The organism is Cryobacterium sp. AP23 (assembly GCF_054075385.1).
This window is the reverse complement of sequence record NZ_CM133415.1, coordinates 3,605,225-3,622,883: the sequence shown is the minus strand read 5'-3', so window position 1 is coordinate 3,622,883 and position 17,659 is coordinate 3,605,225. Positions and strand designations below refer to the sequence as shown.

Genomic DNA, 17,659 nt, shown 5'->3' with positions numbered 1-17,659 from the left:
AACTAAACAATAGCTACCTGGTGAGGAGCGCGACGGCCTCAACGTGGTGGGTGTTGGGGAAAAGGTCGAACGCACGCAGGCTGGCCAGCCGGTATCCGTGCCCGGCGAACAGGGCCACATCGCGGGCGAGGGCGACCGGGTCGCAGGCGACGTAGACGACCTGGGCGGGTGAGAGCACGGCCAGCTTGTCGACGACGTCGGCGCCAGCGCCGGCGCGCGGCGGGTCGAGGACCACTGTCGCGGCCTGCTGCCGGGTGCGCTCCATTGCGGTGGCGTCGCGGGTGATGCCGGCGAGGAACCGGTCGACCCGGTCGGTGTGGGCGCTGGCGCCGACCCACTCGGCCAGGTTCTCGGTGGCGTTGCCGGTGGCCTGGGCGTCGCTCTCCACCGACGTGATGCGCACCCCGGGGCCGAACTTGGCGCCGACGGCGGCGGCGAGCAGGCCCACCCCGCCGTAGAGGTCGAGGTTGGCGGCCTTGGGGTCGAACAGGTCGGGGTCGATGGCGTCCTGCACGGCCGCGAACAGGGTCTCGGCGGCGCGGGCGTGCACCTGCCAGAACCCGGCGGCGTCGAGCCGGAACTCCCGGTCGCCGACCAGCTCGGTGATCGGCTTCGGCGCGGTGCGGCGCCGGCGGCCCTTGTCATCCTGCTCGGCGACGAGGATCTGCACCGGGCCGACGCTGGGCGCGATGACATCGACGGATGCCGCGCCGGCGAACAGCCGGTCCAGTGGGGCCGCCATCTCCAGGGCGTGTACCGCCAGGGGCAGGTCGTCGACCGGGATCACCCGGTGCGAGCGGGCCGCGTACGGGCCGACGATGCCGCTCTCGGTGACGTGCAGGCGCACCCGGGTGCGCCAGCCGGTGCCGTCCATGGCGTCGCCGGGGGACGCATCCGCCGCTACCGGGACCGGCTCGACGGTGACGTCGGTGTCGACGCCGGCCATGCGGTGCAGGGCGTCGGCGAGCACCTGGCGCTTGAGTTCACGCTGGTGGCCCAGTTCGATGTGGCCGAACTCGGCGCCGCCGGCGCGGTCGGCCGGGTCGCGTTCGATGGCCGCGGCAGCCCAGATGTGCGGCTGGCGCTCCGGCGCGGCCTCGAGCACCTCGACGGTCTCGGCACGCCAGAAGCTCTTCTTGTTCGCGTCGGTGAGCCGGACACGCACCCGCTCACCCGGGAGAGTGTCGCTGACGAAGACCACACGGCCCTCGTGCCGGGCCACGAAGATGCCGCCGTGGGCTACGTTGGTGACGTCGAGCTCGAGCTCAGTGCCGATCTCGCCTTCGGGAATGCTCGAACTCGCCTGACGATTAGTGTTGGTGCCCATCCATTGAGCATCCCACATCTGCCTGCCGCCTGAAGGGTTCCATGCGCCTCCACCTCGCCTCCACCTCCCCCGCGCGGCTGTCGTTGCTGCGCGCGGCGGGCATCGAACCGGTCACGATCTCCCCCGACGTCGACGAGGATGCCGTCGCCGCGGCCGAGGCCGCGCGCCTCGGCGCCCCGCTCACGCCGCACCACGTTGTGGAACTGCTGGCCCGGGCGAAGGCCGAGGCCGTGGCCGTGAACGGCGCCGCCCTCGGCATCGACGGCCTGATCCTCGGCGGCGACTCGGTGTTCGTGCTCGACGGCGTGATCTACGGCAAGCCGCACACCCCGGAGCGCGCCCGCGAACGCTGGCAGCAGCAGCGCGGACGCACCGGGACGCTGTACTCCGGCCACTGGCTGATCGACCACACGATCGGCGGCACCGGCCGGGCCGTCGGCGCCGTGGCCGAAGCCTCGGTCAGCTTCGCCGACGACATCCCCGATGCCGAGCTGGACGCGTACATCCAGACCGGTGAACCGTTGTTCGTCGCCGGCGCCTTCACCATCGACAGCCTCGGCGCGCCGTACATCACCCGCATCGAGGGGGACCCGTCCACCGTCGTGGGCCTGTCGCTGCCCACCCTGCGCCGATTGGTCTCCCGGCTGGGCTATGACTGGCCGAGCCTGTGGAATCGGGGTATTTCGGCCCTACCGGAGTGACCGTCGTTGCGGGGCCTTTGTAGCCCGTCGCAGCATTCCAACAAAGGTTTTTGTGGGAAAGAACCAAAAATGCGGCGGTCCTGACCAATAGGCTCAGTACCTATGTCGCGTATAACGAAGGTCCTCATCGCCAACCGGGGCGAGATCGCCGTCAGAGTGATCAGAGCAGCGAAGGACAGCGGCATCCTCTCGGTCGCGGTGTACGCCGACCAGGACCGCGACGCCCTGCACGCCCGCCTCGCCGACGAGGCCTACGGGCTGGACGGCACCACGAGTGCCGAGACCTACCTCGTGATCGAGAAGATCCTCTCCATCGCCCGCCGCTCCGGCGCCGACGCCGTGCACCCCGGCTACGGCTTCCTGGCCGAGAACGCCGCGTTCGCGCAGGCCGTGATCGACGCCGGGCTGATCTGGATCGGCCCGTCGCCCACCGCAATCGAGCAGCTCGGCGACAAGGTGTCGGCCAGGCACATCGCCGAGAAGGTGCACGCGCCCATGGCGCCCGGCACGCTCAACCCGGTCGACAACGCCGACGAGGTGCTCGCGTTCGTCGACGAGCACGGCCTGCCCGTGGCCATCAAGGCGGCGTTCGGCGGCGGCGGGCGCGGCCTCAAGGTGGCCCGCACCCGCGAAGAGGTCCCCGAACTGTTCGATTCCGCTGTGCGCGAGGCCGTCACGGCGTTCGGCCGCGGCGAGTGCTTCGTGGAGAAGTACCTGGACAAGCCCCGGCATGTCGAAACCCAGTGCCTGGCGGATGCGCACGGCAACGTCGTCGTGGTCTCCACCCGGGACTGCTCCCTGCAGCGCCGCCACCAGAAGCTGGTCGAGGAGGCGCCCGCGCCGTTCCTCACCGAGGCGCAGACCACCGAGCTGTACCGGGCGTCCAAGGCCATCCTCAAGGAGGTCGGCTACGTCGGCGCCGGCACCTGCGAGTTCCTGATCGGCCAGGACGGCACCGTCTCCTTCCTCGAGGTGAACACCCGCCTGCAGGTGGAGCACCCGGTCTCCGAAGAGGTCACCGGCATCGACCTGGTGCGCGAGCAGTTCCGGCTCGCCGAGGGCGGCATCCTCGACTACGACGACCCCATCGCCGTCGGCCACTCCTTCGAGTTCCGCATCAACGGTGAAGACGCCGGCCGCGGCTTCATGCCCGCGCCCGGCCCGGTGCACGTGTTCCGGCCCGCCGGCGGTGTCGGCGTGCGCGTGGACAGCGGCGTGCAGTCCGGCGACGTGATCTCCGGCTCGTTCGACTCCCTCCTGGCCAAGCTCATCGTCACGGGCGCCACCCGCGAGCAGGCGCTAGAGCGTGCCCGCCGGGCCCTGGACGAGTTCGAGGTCGCCGGCCTGCCCACCGTGCTGCCGTTCCACCGCGCGATCGTGCGCGACCCGGCCTTCGCGCCCGCGGCCGGCGAACCGTTCTCGATCTACACCCGCTGGATCGAAACCGAGTTCGACAACACAATCGCCGCCTGGAGCGGCACCGTCGAGGACCGCCCCCGCACGGACGAGCGCCACAGCGTCGTCGTCGAGGTGGACGGCCGCCGCATCGAGGTCAGCCTGCCGACCAAGCTGCTCCCGGGCGCCGCATCCGAGAAGACCGGCGGGCCGGCCCCGCGCCGCCGCACGTCGACGCACGCCGTGAGCAGCGCCACCGGTGACGCCGTCAAGGCGCCCATGCAGGCCACCATCGTGAAGATCCTCGTCGCCGAGGGCGACACCGTCGTCAAGGGCGATCTGCTGCTCGTGCTCGAAGCCATGAAGATGGAGCAGCCGCTCACCGCGCACAAGGATGGCGTGATCGGCTCGATCGGCGCCGACGTCGGGGCCACGGTCTCCTCCGGCCACCTCCTGATGACGGTCGGCTAGCGGCTCCGGCCCATCCGCCCGCACCCGCACGCAGCACCCCGCACGCAACTGTTCCCCGTGCGGACAATTGGTCCCGGTACGCCGGGTGCAATTGTCCGCACGGGGAACAGTTAGTTGCGGGTGCGGATGCGGCGCTGGGTCAGTAGTGCACCTTGTGCATGGCGCGGGCGGCATCCGTGATGGAACCGGTCAGCGACGGGTACACCGTGAACGCCTCGGCGACCTCGTCGACACTGAGGCCGTGCTCCACCGCGAGGGTGAGCGGGAAGATCAGCTCGCTGGCCTTGGGACCCACGATGACGGCGCCGATGACGGTGCCGGTGCCGCGGGAGGCGATGAGCTTGACGAAGCCGTCCTTGATGCCCATCATCTTGGCGCGCGGGTTGGCCTCGAGCGGCATCTTGTAGACCTCGCCGCGGCGCACGCCCTCTTCGATCTCCTTCTGGGTCCAGCCGACGGTGGCGATCTCCGGCTGGGTGAAGATGTTCGCGGCCACGTTGCGGATCTCGATCGGGTTCACGGCGTCGCCCATGGCGTGGTAGACCGCGGTGCGGCCCATCATGGATGCGACGGAGGCCAGCGGCATTTCCGTGGTGCAGTCGCCCGCGGCGTAGATGTTGGGGATGGAGGTGCGCGCCACCCGGTTCACCCGGATGTGGCCGGACGGGTCCAGCTGCACGCCCGCCTCGGCAAGGCCCACGCCGACGGTGTTCGGCACGGCGCCCACGGCGATCAGGCAGTGGCTGCCCTCGACGGTGCGGCCGTCGGTGAGGGTGACGAGCACGCCGGTGTCGGTGCGCTCGGCGGAGGCGGCGCGGGACTTGTTCAGCACCACCATGCCGTTGCGCTTGAAGACGTTCTCGATCACCGCGGCGGCGTCGACGTCCTCGCCGGGCAGCACCTGGTCGCGGCTGGACACCAGCGTGACCTCGGCGCCGAGCGCCCGGTAGGCGGAGGCGAACTCGGCGCCGGTGACGCCGGAACCGACGACGATGAGGTGCTTGGGCACCGACTTGAGGTTGTACAGCTGCGTCCAGGTGAGGATCCGCTCGCCGTCGGGCATCATCGTGGGCATGGTGCGGGGGCTCGCGCCCACCGACAGCACGATGGTGTCGGCCTCGATCCGGTCGAAGTCGGTGCCGGAGCCGTCGTCGCCGGTGGAGACGATCACGGCGTCCCGGCCGTCGAGCCGGCCGTGGCCGCTCTGCAGCTTGACGCCGGCCTTCACCAGGGTCTCGCGCATGTCCCGGGACTGTTCCCTGGCCAGGGCGAGCAGGCGCTTGTTCACGGCGGCGAGGTTGATCGCCACCTCGGGGTGCAGCGGCTTGCCCTTGGCGTCGCGCACGAAGAACTGCACACCCAGGTCGGTGGCCTCACGGATCGAGTTCGACGCCTCAGCGGTCGCGATCAGGGACTTCGACGGCACGACGTCGGTCAGCACCGCGGCGCCGCCCACCCCGACACGTTCGATCAGGGTCACCTCGGCGCCCTGCTGGGCGCCGGCGAGAGCCGCTTCGTATCCGCCGGGGCCGCCGCCGATGATGGCGATGCGTTGTTTTCGTTCGAACTCGTAAGGCATTCACTTATTCTGTCGCTCCGCCCCCGCACCGCCAAACCGCCCTCGTTCGGGGCTGTCGGCGGGATGCGCGGTCCCGGCATCCGCCGACGCCCCGGGAAATAGCCCGGGCAATTAGAGTAGGAGGATGCTCACGACCGAGATCAATCCTCTTGACGCGCCGGAAACCAACCCTTTCGACGTGGCCAGGACCGCCGCCCAGGACATCGCCGACGCCACCGGCGTCGCCCACCACGACATCGCCCTGACCCTGGGGAGCGGGTGGGGCAAGGCCGCCGACCTGATCGGCGAGACCACCCACACGATCCCCGCGCAGGAGATCACCGGGTTCAGCAAGCCGGCCCTCGCCGGCCACGGCGGCATGCTGCGTTCGGTGCTGCTGCCCAGCGGCAAGCGCGCCCTTGTCATCGGCGCCCGCACCCACTACTACGAGGGCCACGGCGTGCGCCGGGTCGTGCACAGCGTGCGCACCGCCGCCGCCACCGGGGCGACGACCATGATCCTCACCAACGGTGCCGGCGGCATCCGAGAGACCTGGACGCCCGGCACCCCGGTGCTGATCAGCGACCACATCAACCTCACCGCCGACTCGCCGCTCGAGGGCGCGACCTTCATCGACCTCACCGACCTGTACTCCCAGCGCCTGCGCGACCTGGCCCGCGGCATCGACGGCAGCCTGGACGAAGGCGTCTACTGCCAGTTCCGCGGCCCGCACTACGAGACGCCGGCCGAGGTGCAGATGGCCAAGGCCATCGGCGGCCACATCGTGGGCATGTCCACGGCGCTGGAGGCCATCGCGGCCCGCCAGGCCGGCATGGAGGTGCTCGGCATGTCGCTGATCACCAACCTCGCCGCCGGCATCCAGAAGACCCCGCTCAGCCACGGTGAGGTGCTCGAGGCCGGCCAGCAGGCCGAAGCCACCATCAGCGCCCTCCTCGCCAAGATTGTGGCCGCACTGTGAGCCTGGGCGACGGAACCCCGGTCGACCCCGGCACCCCGGCGGATGCGCCGCGTGCGCGCGGCGCGCACGCCGCGGAACCGGACAGCGCACCTGGCACGGAGGCCGCTGCCACCTCCCCCGGTGACGAGCGGGAGCCGAAGACGGCCGTGTTCGACACCATCGACACCGCAGACGACGAGATTCCCGCCGCCACCGCGGTGATTGACACCATCGACACCGACGACGACGAGTTTTCCGCGGCCACGGCGGTGCTGGACACCACCGCGACCGACCCGGTGAATGCGCTGCTCGTGACCGCCACCGCCTGGCTCGCCCAGGACCCGGACCCGGAGACCCGCGCAGAACTGCGCCTGCTGATCCAGCAGGCCCAGGACCGCGACCCGGCCGCCGTTGCCGACCTGCACTCCCGCTTCGACGAGCGCCTCGCCTTCGGCACCGCCGGCCTTCGCGGCGCCATCGCCGCCGGCTCGAACCGGATGAACCGGGTCCTCGTCGGCCAGGCCGCCGCCGGGCTGGCCGCGTTCCTGCTCTCAGACGCCGCAGCCAGCCGACCCGGCAGCATCCCCTCGGTCGTGATCGGTTACGACGGCCGCCGCAACTCGCACGTGTTCGCCACCGACACCGCGTCGATCATGGCCGGCGCCGGCGTGCGCGCCGTGCTCCTCCCCCGCCTGCTGCCCACCCCGGTGCTGGCCTTCGCGGTACGCCACCTGGGCGTCAGCGCCGGTGTGATGGTCACCGCGTCGCACAACCCGCCCAACGACAACGGGTACAAGGTGTACCTCGGTGACGACGACGAAGGTTCGCAGATCGTCTCCCCCGACGACGTCGCCATCGCCGCCGAGATCCAGCGGGTCGCCGACACCCTCCTGGTCACCGAGCTGCCGCGCGCCGCCTATGAGACCGCCCCGGAGTCCGTCGTGCAGGCCTACGTGGATGCGACCGCCGCCGTCGGTGGCGCGCCGCGCGCCCAGGTCAACACGGTCTACACGGCGCTGCACGGTGTGGGCTGGGACACCACCCGCCGCGTGCTCGACGCCGCCGGGTTCGCCCTGCCGACCCTCGTCGACGCACAGATCGCCCCCGATTCGGCTTTCCCCACCGTCGCGTTCCCGAACCCCGAGGAACCCGGCGCGATGGACCTCGCCTACGAGACCGCGCGCGAGGTGGACGCCGAGCTGATCATCGCGAACGACCCGGATGCCGACCGGCTCGCCATCGCCATCCCCGACGCCACCGAGGCATCCGGCTACCGTCGCCTCAGCGGCAACGAGGTCGGCGCCATCCTCGGCTGGCGCGCCGCGGAACTGGCGGCCAATGCGCCCGGCGACGGCGGCCCGGACGGTACTCTCGCCTGCTCCATCGTGTCCACGCCGGCACTCAAGGCCGTCGCCGACGCGTACGGGTTGAACTTCGCCGACACCCTGACCGGGTTCAAGTGGGTCTCCCGCGCCCCCGGCCTGATCTTCGGTTTCGAGGAGGCCCTGGGCTACCTCGTCAACCCGGGCACCGTGCGCGACAAGGACGGCATCTCCGCCGCCGTCGCGCTACTGTCCCTGGCGAGCGAGCTCAAGGCCGACGGGTCCACGATCGCCGCGCACCTGGACGCGTTCGCGGAGAAGTTCGGCTTCTTCGCATCCAGCCAGATCTCGGTGCGGGTCACCGACCTCACCGAGATCGACCGGGTGATGAGCCGCCTGCGGGAGAGCCCGCCGGCGATGATCGGCAGCATCCGCGTCGACCACATCGACGACCTCTCCGCCGGCTTCAACGGCCTGCCGCCGAGCGACGTGCTGCGGATCGTGCTCGCCGACGACTCCCGGGTGATGGTGCGGCCCAGCGGCACCGAACCCAAGCTCAAGGTGTACCTGGACACGCACAGCACCGTGGGCACCCTCGCCGACCGAAGGGAGGCCGCGACCGCTGCCCTCGCCGACCTCGACCGGGGCATGCGCGCGCTGATCGGCTGATCGATGGTGCGGCGGATGCCCGGGCCGGGCATCCGCTGACGTCGTCTAGCCGAGCGCGATCTCGAGCTTGGCGGTGAGTTCGTCGAGGTCGAAGAAGTTGTCGATCACAATGACGTCGGCGTTGGTCTTACCGATCGACGGCACCAGCTCCGACGAGGTCAGGATGACCTGTGCGTCGGCGGCGGCCAGTTTCACGCTCGCGATGTCGGCCGCGGTGACATCGGCTTCGATGTCCAGGCGTTCGAGGGCGCGTTCGGCGTTGACCTTGAGGATCGCGGACGTTCCGATGCCCACTCCACACAGTGCGACGATCTTCATTTTGTTTCCTCCGTGCTGGCGTCTTCGCCGGTTGGTGCCGCAATGCCCAGGAGTGAGCGGACGGTTGCTGCGTCCGGTGCCGCTGCCAGCGCCGGAATGATGCTCGAATCATTGAACACGTTGGCGAGCTCGGCCACGAAGTGCACGTGCTCGTCACCGGTCGTGACCGCCAGGCCAAGGACCACGTTGACTGGGTCGTTGTGCGGGTGCCCGAATGGCACCGGTTCGGCCAGGGTGACCACGCTCAGGCCCTCGGTGAGCACGTCGGGGCCGGGCCGGGCGTGCGCAAGGGCCAGCCCGGGCGCGATCACGACGTAGGCGCCGAATTCCTCGATCACGGCGACCATGCGCTCGGTGTAGCCGGGAGCGGTGGAGCCCGACCTCTCCAACGCCGCACCCGCGGCGCCGATGGCGGCCCGCCAGTCCGGGACGTGTACGCCGACATCGATGGCGGCGAGGGGAAGCGGGGGAAGCGACATGGCTGCTTTCGGGTTGGGGTGGGTGGCCTAGGCGTCGGCGAAACCGGCGACGATGGCGTCGGCGAGTTCTTCGCGCTCTTCCAGCGGCAGGAAGGCACTGGACGCCGCGTTCAGCTGCAGCGCCTCGAGGTCGTCGAGGTCGTAGCCGAACGCATCCGTCAACAGGGCCAGCTCGCGGCTGAGCGAGGTGCCGCTCATCAGCCGGTTGTCGGTGTTGACGGTGACGCGGAAGCCGAGCTGGTAGAGCAGGTCGAACGGGTGGTCGAGGATGTCGTCGCCCCAGGCGGCGATGGCGCCGGTCTGCAGGTTCGACGACGGGCTGAGCTCGAGCGGGATCTCCCGGTCGCGCACCCACTGGGCGAGCGGGCCGAGGGTGACGTAGGTGTTGTCCTGGTCTTCGCGGCCGATTTCGATGTCCTCGGCCAGGCGCACGCCGTGTCCGAGGCGCAGCGCGCGGCCGTCTTTCAGGGCCCCGCGGATGCTGTCCAGGCCGTCGGCCTCGCCGGCGTGCACGGTGACGGGGAAGAGGTTCTCGGCCAGGTAGTCGAAGGCCACGCGGTGCTTGCCCGCGGGGAAGCCCTCCTCCGGGCCGGCGATGTCGAAGCCGACGACGCCGAGGTCGCGGTGCCGTACGGCGAGTTCGGCGATCTCGAGGGACCGGTCGGCGTGCCGCATCGCAGTGATCAGCTGGCCGACCTTGATGCTGATGCCGGCCTGGGCGACCCGGTCGATGCCCGCCTCGATACCCTCCTGCACGGCGTCGACGGCCTGGTCGAGGCTGAGGCCGGCGCTGGTGTGCTGCTCGGGGGCCCAGCGCACCTCGGCGTAGATGACGCCGTCGAGGGCGAGGTCCTCGACGAATTCGCGGGCGACGCGCACGAGGGCGTCGTGGGTCTGCATGACGGCGACGGTGATCTCGAAGGTCTTGATGTAATCGACGAGCGAACCGGAGGTGGCCTGGCTGACGAACCAGTCGGCCAGGTCGGGCTCGGTCGACACGGGCAGGTCCAGCCCGATCGCCTCGGCCAGCTCGATGATCGTGGCCGGCCGCAGGCCGCCGTCGAGGTGGTCGTGCAGGGACACCTTGGGCAGGGTGTTGATGCTGACGCCGCTGCCGGGCATCAGGTATTCCTCAGAGCTCGTATTCACTCACCCAATCTATCGCGCCCACGCTGCGCGCACCCGATGCCCCCGCATCCGCCCTCGCTCCCATGCCGACCGCATCCATCTGAGTTGCCACTTTGCGCCCCCTCAGCGCCACCCAATGGGCGCCAACTGGCAACTCGTCGCTGCACCTCCCGGTGAGTTGCCACTTCGCGCCCCCTCAGAGTCCCGGTATGGGCGTCAACTGGCAACTCACTGCGGGCGTGCGCGGTGGATAACTGTGACGCGCCGAAGCGAAAGCTGGCACGGTACCGGTATGCGCAAGCGATCAGAGCTTCCCCGAAGCCTCGACCTTGACGGTTTCACCGTGGCCGATGCCCGGGCCGCGGGCGTCAGTCCGAAGCGCACGCGTGCCCAGGATCTCGAGATACCGTTTCGCGGCGTGCGGGCGTCAGGCGGCACCGATCGCGAGATCAGCGCGCTAGCGCGGGCCTACGCCGCCCGGATGCCAGCCGGCCAGTTCTTCAGCCACACTACGGCCGCGCAACTGCTTGGGATTCCTCTGCCGCAACGTGCAACGCGGGACACTGCTCTGCATATCAGCGCCGTGGCACCTGACCGAGCGCCACGGATGAACGGCGTCATCGGCCATACCGCGACCGTGCGACCCGAGCTGTGGATCAGCGACGGGCTCGCCATATCCTCACCCGTCACAACCTGGTGCGACCTCGCGATCACCCTTGGCCTGGACGACCTCATCGCCGCTGGTGACTATCTGCTCGGCTCGCTTCGTCCGCCCGCGACGCTGATGGACCTCACGAGTGCCGTCACCGAGCGGTTCGGGAATCGCGGAACACAACGGCTGAGGCAGGCCTTGCTGTGGGTGCGCCCCCGGGTGGAGTCACGGCAGGAAACTCGGCTGCGGCTACTGATCATTCGTGCGGGTTTCCCCGAGCCCGAGACCAACGTGTACCTCCCCCTGCGGCCGGGGCGCAAGAGAGTGCGCGGCGACCTGGTCTACGAAAAGTATCGCGTGCTGCTCGAGTACGACGGCGAGCAGCATCGAACCGACGACGCCCAGTACGCGCGCGACCTGGAACGCCTGGACGACGTGATGGCAGACGGTTGGCGAGTCATCCGCGTGCTGAAGGACACCCCGACGTCGGAAATACTTGCCCGTTTGGACGATGCGCTGCGCTCTCGCGGCTGGCAACCCGATTACATCGTGAACCGACTTGCCACTTGACGCCCTCTCGAGACGCACGGAGGGGCACGAACTGGCAACTCACCGCGGGTCGGTCAGATGAGATGCCAGTTGAGGCCCCCTCGCGGTGGGCGAAGGGGCCTCAAGTGGCAAGTCAGCGGCGCTGCTCCGGGAGCGGGCGGGCTGCCGGGCTGGAGCGGGCGGGCGGGCTAGTTGGTGATGCGCTCGGCGATCAGTGGGCCGCCGTCGAGGATGGGGTCGCCGGGGTCGCCGATGCGCCAGGCGCCCTCGACGGCCTCGAGAGCCCGCGCGAAGCGCTCGGGCTCGTCGGCGCTCAGGGTGAACAGGGGCTCGCCGCGGCGGACGGTGTCGCCGGGCTTGGCGTGCAGGTCGATGCCCGCGGCGTGCTGCACCGGGTCCTGCTTGCGGGCGCGGCCCGCGCCCAGGCGCCAGGCACCGATGCCGAACGGCAGCGCCTGCTGCTCGACGAGCACACCGTCGCGGTCGGCGAGCACGGTGTGGGTCTCCTTCGCCACGGGCATCGCTGCAGTCGCGTCGCCGCCCTGCGCGCGAATGACGGCATTCCACTTGTCCATGGCGCGGCCGTCCTTCAGGGCCGCCTCCACGTCCACGTCGGGCTGGCCGGCCAGGGCGAGCATCTCCCGGGCGAGGGCAACGGTGAGCTCCACCACGTCGGCGGGGCCGCCGCCGGCGAGCACCTCGAGCGACTCGCGCACCTCGTTGGCATTGCCGATGGCCAGGCCGAGCGGCACGTTCATGTTGGTGAGCAGGGCGGATGTGGCCACCCCGGCGTCCTCACCGAGCGCGACCATGGTGCGGGCCAGTTCACGGGAGCGTTCGATGTCCTTCAGGAACGCGCCGGAGCCGAACTTGACGTCGAGCACGAGCGCGCTGGTGCCCTCGGCGATCTTCTTCGACATGATCGACGACGCGATCAGCGGGATCGCCTCGACGGTGCCGGTGATGTCGCGGAGGGCGTAGAGCTTGCCGTCGGCCGGGGCCAGGCCGCTGCCGGCGGCGCAGATGACGCCGCCGACATCCTGCAGCTGGGCGAACATCTCCTCGTTGCTGAGGTTCGCACGCCAGCCCGGGATGGACTCGAGCTTGTCCAAGGTGCCGCCGGTGTGGCCGAGGCCACGGCCGGAGAGCTGCGGCACGGCGGCGCCGAAGACCGCGACGAGGGGCATCAGCGGCAGGGTGATCTTGTCGCCGACACCGCCGGTGGAGTGCTTATCGGTGGTGCGCTTGCCGAGCCCGTCAAAGCTCATCCGCTCGCCCGAGTTGATCATCGCCATGGTCAGGTCGCGGATCTCCCGGCGGGTCATGCCGTTGAGGAAGATCGCCATGGTCATGGCGGCCATCTGCTCGTCGCCGACGTAACCGCGGGTGTACGCGTCGATCAGCCAGTCGATCTGCGGCGTGGACAGCTCGCTCTTGTCCCGCTTGGCGTGGATCAGGTCGACGGCGTCGAATGCTTCAATGGTGCGGCCGGTGGTGCTCATTTAGGAATCTTCCCGATAGGCGGCGAGCTGCCGGGGCCCGAAGGCGTCCGGCAGGACCTCGTCGATGGTGCGCACGCCGGAGACGGTCTCCAACAGCATGCCTGGTGCTGAGTGTTCGTAGAGCAGTTGGCGACAGCGGCCGCACGGCATCAGCGTGTTGCCGTTGCCGTCGACGCAGGAGAACGCCACGAGCTGGCCGCCACCGGTGAGGTGCAGCACCGACACCAGCGCGCACTCGGCGCAGAGGGTGAGCCCGTAGGAGGCGTTCTCCACGTTGCAGCCGCTGATCACCCGGCCGTCGGTGACCAGGGCGGCCGCCCCGACGGGGAACTTCGAGTACGGCACGTAGGCGTGCGTCATCGCTTCGGCCGCCGCGGTGCGCAGCTGGCCCCAGTCGATGTCGCCGGAAGTGGGGGTCACGGTCGAGTCGGTCACTGTGTTCTCCGTCACGATTTTATGTAGGGCTTGCCGGATGCCGCCGGGCCCCGCGACTGGCCCACCAGGCCTGCCACGGCGAAGATGGTGACCAGGTAGGGCAGCATCAGCATGAACTCGCTGGGCACCGGCGAACCGATGATGCTCAGCACGTTCTGCAGGTTGCTGGCGAAGCCGAACAGCAACGCCGCCAGCGTCGCCCGGATCGGGTCCCACCGGCCGAAGATCACCGCGGCGAGGGCGATGAACCCGGCGCCTGCGGTCATCTCCTTACCGAACGCTCCCACCGACCCGAGGGTGAAGTACGCCCCGCCGAGGCCGGCGACGGCGCCGGCGAGCGACACGTTCCAGAACCGGGTGCCGGTGACGTTGATGCCCACGGTGTCCGCGGCCTGCGGGTGCTCCCCCACGGCGCGGAGGCGCAGCCCCCACTTGGTGTGGAAGATGCCGAAGTACACGGCGGCCACGGCGATGTACATGATGTACACGATCAGGGTCTGGCGGAAGAACACCGCCCCGATGATCGGGATCTCGCTGAGCAGCGGGATGTTGATGCGCTCGAACTTGGGCGGCTGGTTGAGCAGCGCCGCGTTCGGCGCGAGCACCTGCGAGAACAGGAACCCGGTGAGGCCGGTGACGAGCACGTTGAGCACCACACCGACGATGACCTGGTCGACGAAGTACTTGATCGAGAACGCCGCGAGCACGAACGAGACCAGCACGCCGGCCACCATTGCGGCGACCAGGCCCAGCAGCGGCTGCTGGGTGACCGACGCGACGATCGCGGAGGTGAACGCGCCGGCCAGCAGCTGGCCCTCGATGGCGACGTTGACCACGCCGACCCGTTCGGAGATGACCCCGCCGAGCGCACCGAAGATCAACGGCACGGCCAGGCTCAGCGAGCCGAACAGCAGGCCGGGCACCGGGATGCGTTCGCCGGCGGATGCCCAGGCCAGGAACCCGACCAGGAGCAGGAACGCGAACACCGCGATCAGCCAGAGCGGAACCTTGCGGTAGGTCTGCACCATCCAGGCGCTCACCGCGGTGATGGCGGCCAGCAGCACGCTGATCACGACGCCGGTGGCGCGGGTGGGCAGCAGCACGTCGGGCAGCTGCAGCAGGTCGCTGGAGGTGGACAGGGCCATGGTGCTGGTGCCGGAGCGGCCGAACACCACCAGCAGCAGGAAGCCGAGCACGGTGAAGACGCCGAGCACGATCGGCACCTTCCAGCTCTTGATCACGGTCGTCGCCGGGCCCTCGTTGGGCTCGTGCGGCTGCGTGGGCTGGTTCACGGGAGCGATGGTGCTCATTTCGCCGCCACCTCCTGGGTCACGTTCGGTACCGGTTTGCGGCGGGGGGCCCCGGGGGCCGGGAGCCGGAAGATCGCGCGCACCAGCGGCGGCGCGGCGATGAAGAGCACGATCAGGGACTGCACGACGAGGACGATGTCGATGGGCACACCCTCCGCGGCCTGCATCGAGAAGCTGCCGGCCTTGAACGCGCCGAACAGGATCCCGGCGGCGAACACGCCCCACGGCTTGGACCGGCCTAGCAGCGCGACGGTGATGGCGTCGAAGCCGATGCCGGAGTCGATGCCGGCGCCGAAGCCGCTGGTGGTGGTGCCGAGCACCTGGTTGATGCCGGCCAGGCCGACGAGCCCGCCGGAGAAGAGCATCGCGTAGACGTACATCCGCTGCACGCTGATGCCGGCGACCCTGGCGGCGTTCGGGTTCTCGCCGACGGCGCGGAACTTGAAGCCCAGGTTGGAGCGGCCGAGCAGCCACCAGGTGAAGATCGTGGCCGCGATGACGAGCAGGAACCCGAAGTGCAGGTTGTAGTTCGGGCCGAGCAGGTCGAAGAAGACCGCGGTGTCCTTCGTGGCGGGGCTCTTCGGGTTGTTCGACCCGGGGGTCTTCAGGAACCCGTCGCGCAGCAGGAAGCTGACCAGGTAGAACGCGACGTAGTTGAGCATGATCGTGGTGATCACCTCGTGCGCGCCGGTACGGGCCTTGAGCAGGCCGACCAGGCCGCCCCAGAGGGCGCCGCCGATCACGCCGGCGACGAGCGCGGCGACCATGTGGATGCCGGCCGGCAGCTCGACCGCGAAGGCGACCCAGCCGCCGAGGGTGGCGGCGATGAGCATCTGCCCGCGGCCGCCGATGTTGAACAGGCCCACCCGGAAGCCGAGCGCGACACCGAGGCCGGCCGCGATCAGCGGGGTGGCGTAGGTGAGGGTCTCGGTGAGCGGCCTGATGCCGTCGGCGAAGCTGGGCCGGCGGAAGTTGTACACCGACCCCTGGAACAGGGCGGAGTAGGCGCCGGCGACGGCATCCCAGACGGCGGCGAGCATGTCTCCGGGCCGGGAGAAGAAGTACCCGGCGGTCTCCTGCACGGTTTCGTTGGTGAAGGCGATCATCACCGCGCCGACGAGCAGGGCGAGGACCACCGCGAGCACGGAGATGATCGCGTTGCCGGTGGTGATCTCGCGGAAGATCCCATGCCACCGGGACGGCTCGGTCGGCGGTGTCGGCGACGTGGGCGTGGTGGGCTGAGCGGCGCTCATGCTGCGGCTCCTTCTGCGGGGGTTTCGCCCGCCATCATCAGACCCAGAACGGATCGGGGGGTGTCGCCGGGCACGATGCCCACGATGCGTCCGCGGTACATCACCATGATCCGGTCGGCGAGGGCGGCGACCTCGTCGAGTTCGGTGGAGATCACGATCACCGGGGTGCCGGCATCCCGGGTGGCGACGATTTGTTCGTGCACGAACTCGATCGAGCCGACGTCCAGGCCGCGGGTGGGCTGCGCCGCGACGAACAACCGCAGGTCACGGCTGAGTTCGCGGGCGAGCACGACCTTCTGCTGGTTGCCGCCGGAGAGCCGGCCGACGGGGGTTTCGATCCCCTGCGAGCGCACGTCGAATTCCTTCACCTTGGTGCGGGCGAAGTCGGCGAGGTAGCTCAGCTGCAGGTTGAACCGTTTGACGAACGGGAGCTTGTTGGAGCGGTCGAGCATGAGGTTCTCGGCGATGGTGAACCCGGCGACGAGGCCGTCCCGGTTGCGATCCTCGGGGATGAACCCGACACCGGCGTCGAGCACCTGCCGCACGGAGTGGCCGCGGAGGGACTGCCCGTCCAGGGTGATCTCGCCGAGCACCCGGGGCTGCAGGCCCATCAGCGCCTCGGTGAGTTCGGTCTGGCCGTTGCCCTGCACGCCGGCGATGGCGAGGATCTCGCCCGCCTTGACGTCGAAGCTGACGTCGTTGACGAGGACCTGGCCGCGGGGGTCGACGACGGTGAGGTTCGTCACGACGAGCGCAGCGGCGCCGGGCGTGGCCGGGGCCTTGTCCACGGTGAGGTCGACGGCGCGACCAACCATCAGGGTCGCCAGCTCGGCGTTGTTCGCGGTCGGCGACGCCTCGCCGACGACCTTGCCGAGCCGGATGACAGTGATGCGGTCGGCGACCTCGCGCACTTCGCGGAGTTTGTGGGTGATGAAGACGATGGAGGTGCCGCTGGCCTTGAGCTGACGCATGATGGCCATCAGCTCGTCGGTTTCCTGCGGGGTGAGCACGGCGGTCGGTTCATCGAAGACGAGCACCTTCGCGTCGCGGGAGAGCGCCTTGATGATCTCCACCCGCTGCTGCACACCCACGGGCAGGTTCTCGACCAGGGCGTCGGGGTCGACGTCGAACCCGAACCGCTCGGAGATCTCCTTCACCCGCACGCGGGCGGCGGCGAGGTCGAGGCGACCGCCGGCCTTGGTTTCCTCGTGGCCGAGCATCACGTTCTCGGCGACGGTGAACACCGGGATGAGCATGAAGTGCTGGTGCACCATGCCGATGCCGGCGGCCATCGCGTCACCGGGGCCGGCGAAGTGCTGCGGCACACCGTCGAGCAGGATGTCGCCCTCCTCGGCCCGGTAGAGGCCGTAGAGCACGTTCATCAACGTTGATTTCCCGGCTCCGTTCTCGCCGAGCAGGGCGTGGATCTCGCCCGGCTCCACGGTGAGGTTGATGTCGTCATTGGCAACAAGGGCACCGAATCTCTTCGTAATGCCGCGAAGTTCGAGCTTCATAGTCTTCGATTCTATTGAGGTGCGCTCCGGCGGGGGCCGGGGACGGGCATCCGGCGGAACAGACCACGCAACGAAACGGGGAGGCCAGCGTGATGCTGACCTCCCCGGTGCCCTGACG

General features: G+C 69.7%; 15 protein-coding genes. 5 read left to right on the top strand and 10 right to left on the bottom strand.

Features of this window, described 5'->3' with window-relative positions; genetic code table 11:
- Positions 1–13 precede the first annotated feature (13 nt).
- The gene (locus tag ACU5E9_RS17105) at positions 14–1,327 is read right to left on the bottom strand and encodes a class I SAM-dependent RNA methyltransferase (RefSeq protein WP_456811092.1); all 1,314 of its coding nucleotides are present in this window, start codon (positions 1,325–1,327) and stop codon (positions 14–16) included.
- 41 nt (positions 1,328–1,368) lie between these two features.
- On the opposite strand from ACU5E9_RS17105, the gene ACU5E9_RS17100 reads away from it, so the two are divergent.
- Entirely contained in the window at positions 1,369–2,028 is a 660-nt protein-coding gene (locus ACU5E9_RS17100; protein WP_456811091.1) for a Maf family protein, read from the top strand.
- 102 nt (positions 2,029–2,130) lie between these two features.
- Entirely contained in the window at positions 2,131–3,894 is a 1,764-nt protein-coding gene (locus ACU5E9_RS17095; protein ID WP_456811090.1) for an acetyl/propionyl/methylcrotonyl-CoA carboxylase subunit alpha, read from the top strand.
- 139 nt (positions 3,895–4,033) lie between these two features.
- Here ACU5E9_RS17095 and ACU5E9_RS17090 read toward each other — a convergent pair whose 3' ends face one another.
- On the bottom strand, positions 4,034–5,473 hold the full coding sequence (locus ACU5E9_RS17090; RefSeq protein ID WP_456811089.1) for an NAD(P)H-quinone dehydrogenase: 1,440 nt from the start codon (positions 5,471–5,473) through the stop codon (positions 4,034–4,036).
- A gap of 124 nt (positions 5,474–5,597) precedes the next feature.
- Here ACU5E9_RS17090 and ACU5E9_RS17085 point away from each other — a divergent pair, with 124 nt between their 5' ends.
- Entirely contained in the window at positions 5,598–6,431 is an 834-nt protein-coding gene (locus tag ACU5E9_RS17085; protein ID WP_456811088.1) for a purine-nucleoside phosphorylase, read from the top strand.
- 275 nt (positions 6,432–6,706) lie between these two features.
- Positions 6,707–8,401, top strand: a complete 1,695-nt coding sequence (locus ACU5E9_RS17080; RefSeq protein ID WP_456813565.1) for a phospho-sugar mutase — start codon at positions 6,707–6,709, stop codon at positions 8,399–8,401.
- Positions 8,402–8,446: 45 nt separating this feature from the next.
- On the opposite strand, the gene ACU5E9_RS17075 is transcribed toward ACU5E9_RS17080, so the two are convergent.
- Genes ACU5E9_RS17075 through ACU5E9_RS17065 form a run of 3 tightly spaced genes read right to left on the bottom strand, consistent with a single transcriptional unit; the run spans position 8,447 to position 10,320 of the window.
- The gene (locus ACU5E9_RS17075) at positions 8,447–8,719 is read right to left on the bottom strand and encodes a PTS sugar transporter subunit IIB (protein ID WP_134452394.1); all 273 of its coding nucleotides are present in this window, start codon (positions 8,717–8,719) and stop codon (positions 8,447–8,449) included.
- Complete coding sequence (locus ACU5E9_RS17070) at positions 8,716–9,198, bottom strand: PTS sugar transporter subunit IIA (protein ID WP_456811087.1); 483 nt, start codon at positions 9,196–9,198, stop codon at positions 8,716–8,718. Before ACU5E9_RS17070 ends, ACU5E9_RS17075 begins: the two co-directional genes overlap by 4 nt.
- Before the next feature lie 27 nt (positions 9,199–9,225).
- Complete coding sequence (locus ACU5E9_RS17065) at positions 9,226–10,320, bottom strand: adenosine deaminase (protein ID WP_456813564.1); 1,095 nt, start codon at positions 10,318–10,320, stop codon at positions 9,226–9,228.
- Between the two features lie 298 nt (positions 10,321–10,618).
- On the opposite strand from ACU5E9_RS17065, the gene ACU5E9_RS17060 reads away from it, so the two are divergent.
- Positions 10,619–11,548 carry a hypothetical protein gene (locus ACU5E9_RS17060; protein ID WP_456811086.1) on the top strand — a complete coding sequence of 310 codons (930 nt, stop codon included), beginning with the start codon at positions 10,619–10,621 and terminating at the stop codon, positions 11,546–11,548.
- Between the two features lie 167 nt (positions 11,549–11,715).
- On the opposite strand, the gene ACU5E9_RS17055 is transcribed toward ACU5E9_RS17060, so the two are convergent.
- From ACU5E9_RS17055 to ACU5E9_RS17035, 5 genes are read right to left on the bottom strand one after another with little or no spacing between them, the layout of a single operon-like run.
- Entirely contained in the window at positions 11,716–13,029 is a 1,314-nt protein-coding gene (locus ACU5E9_RS17055) for a thymidine phosphorylase (protein ID WP_456811085.1), read from the bottom strand.
- Complete coding sequence (locus ACU5E9_RS17050; RefSeq protein ID WP_456811084.1) at positions 13,030–13,464, bottom strand: cytidine deaminase; 435 nt, start codon at positions 13,462–13,464, stop codon at positions 13,030–13,032.
- A gap of 11 nt (positions 13,465–13,475) precedes the next feature.
- Positions 13,476–14,774, bottom strand: coding sequence for an ABC transporter permease (locus ACU5E9_RS17045; protein ID WP_456811083.1), 1,299 nt, complete (start codon positions 14,772–14,774; stop codon positions 13,476–13,478).
- Positions 14,771–16,027, bottom strand: coding sequence for an ABC transporter permease (locus ACU5E9_RS17040; RefSeq protein ID WP_456811082.1), 1,257 nt, complete (start codon positions 16,025–16,027; stop codon positions 14,771–14,773). The genes ACU5E9_RS17045 and ACU5E9_RS17040 overlap by 4 nt, the downstream gene beginning before the upstream one ends.
- The gene (locus ACU5E9_RS17035) at positions 16,024–17,541 is read right to left on the bottom strand and encodes an ABC transporter ATP-binding protein (RefSeq protein ID WP_456811081.1); all 1,518 of its coding nucleotides are present in this window, start codon (positions 17,539–17,541) and stop codon (positions 16,024–16,026) included. Before ACU5E9_RS17035 ends, ACU5E9_RS17040 begins: the two co-directional genes overlap by 4 nt.
- Positions 17,542–17,659 lie beyond the last annotated feature (118 nt).

Bases quoted from the DNA above. Each gene is read 5' to 3' on its own strand.
- ACU5E9_RS17105 (WP_456811092.1), bottom strand. From the start codon at position 1,327: ATGGGCACCAACACTAATCGTCAGGCGAGTTCGAGCATTCCCGAAGGC.
- ACU5E9_RS17100 (WP_456811091.1), top strand. From the start codon at position 1,369: ATGCGCCTCCACCTCGCCTCCACCTCCCCCGCGCGGCTGTCGTTGCTG.
- ACU5E9_RS17095 (WP_456811090.1), top strand. From the start codon at position 2,131: ATGTCGCGTATAACGAAGGTCCTCATCGCCAACCGGGGCGAGATCGCC.
- ACU5E9_RS17090 (WP_456811089.1), bottom strand. From the start codon at position 5,473: ATGCCTTACGAGTTCGAACGAAAACAACGCATCGCCATCATCGGCGGC.
- ACU5E9_RS17085 (WP_456811088.1), top strand. From the start codon at position 5,598: ATGCTCACGACCGAGATCAATCCTCTTGACGCGCCGGAAACCAACCCT.
- ACU5E9_RS17075 (WP_134452394.1), bottom strand. From the start codon at position 8,719: ATGAAGATCGTCGCACTGTGTGGAGTGGGCATCGGAACGTCCGCGATC.
- ACU5E9_RS17070 (WP_456811087.1), bottom strand. From the start codon at position 9,198: ATGTCGCTTCCCCCGCTTCCCCTCGCCGCCATCGATGTCGGCGTACAC.
- ACU5E9_RS17065 (WP_456813564.1), bottom strand. From the start codon at position 10,320: ATGCCCGGCAGCGGCGTCAGCATCAACACCCTGCCCAAGGTGTCCCTG.
- ACU5E9_RS17060 (WP_456811086.1), top strand. From the start codon at position 10,619: ATGCGCAAGCGATCAGAGCTTCCCCGAAGCCTCGACCTTGACGGTTTC.
- ACU5E9_RS17055 (WP_456811085.1), bottom strand. From the start codon at position 13,029: ATGAGCACCACCGGCCGCACCATTGAAGCATTCGACGCCGTCGACCTG.
- ACU5E9_RS17045 (WP_456811083.1), bottom strand. From the start codon at position 14,774: ATGAGCACCATCGCTCCCGTGAACCAGCCCACGCAGCCGCACGAGCCC.
- ACU5E9_RS17040 (WP_456811082.1), bottom strand. From the start codon at position 16,027: ATGAGCGCCGCTCAGCCCACCACGCCCACGTCGCCGACACCGCCGACC.
- ACU5E9_RS17035 (WP_456811081.1), bottom strand. From the start codon at position 17,541: ATGAAGCTCGAACTTCGCGGCATTACGAAGAGATTCGGTGCCCTTGTT.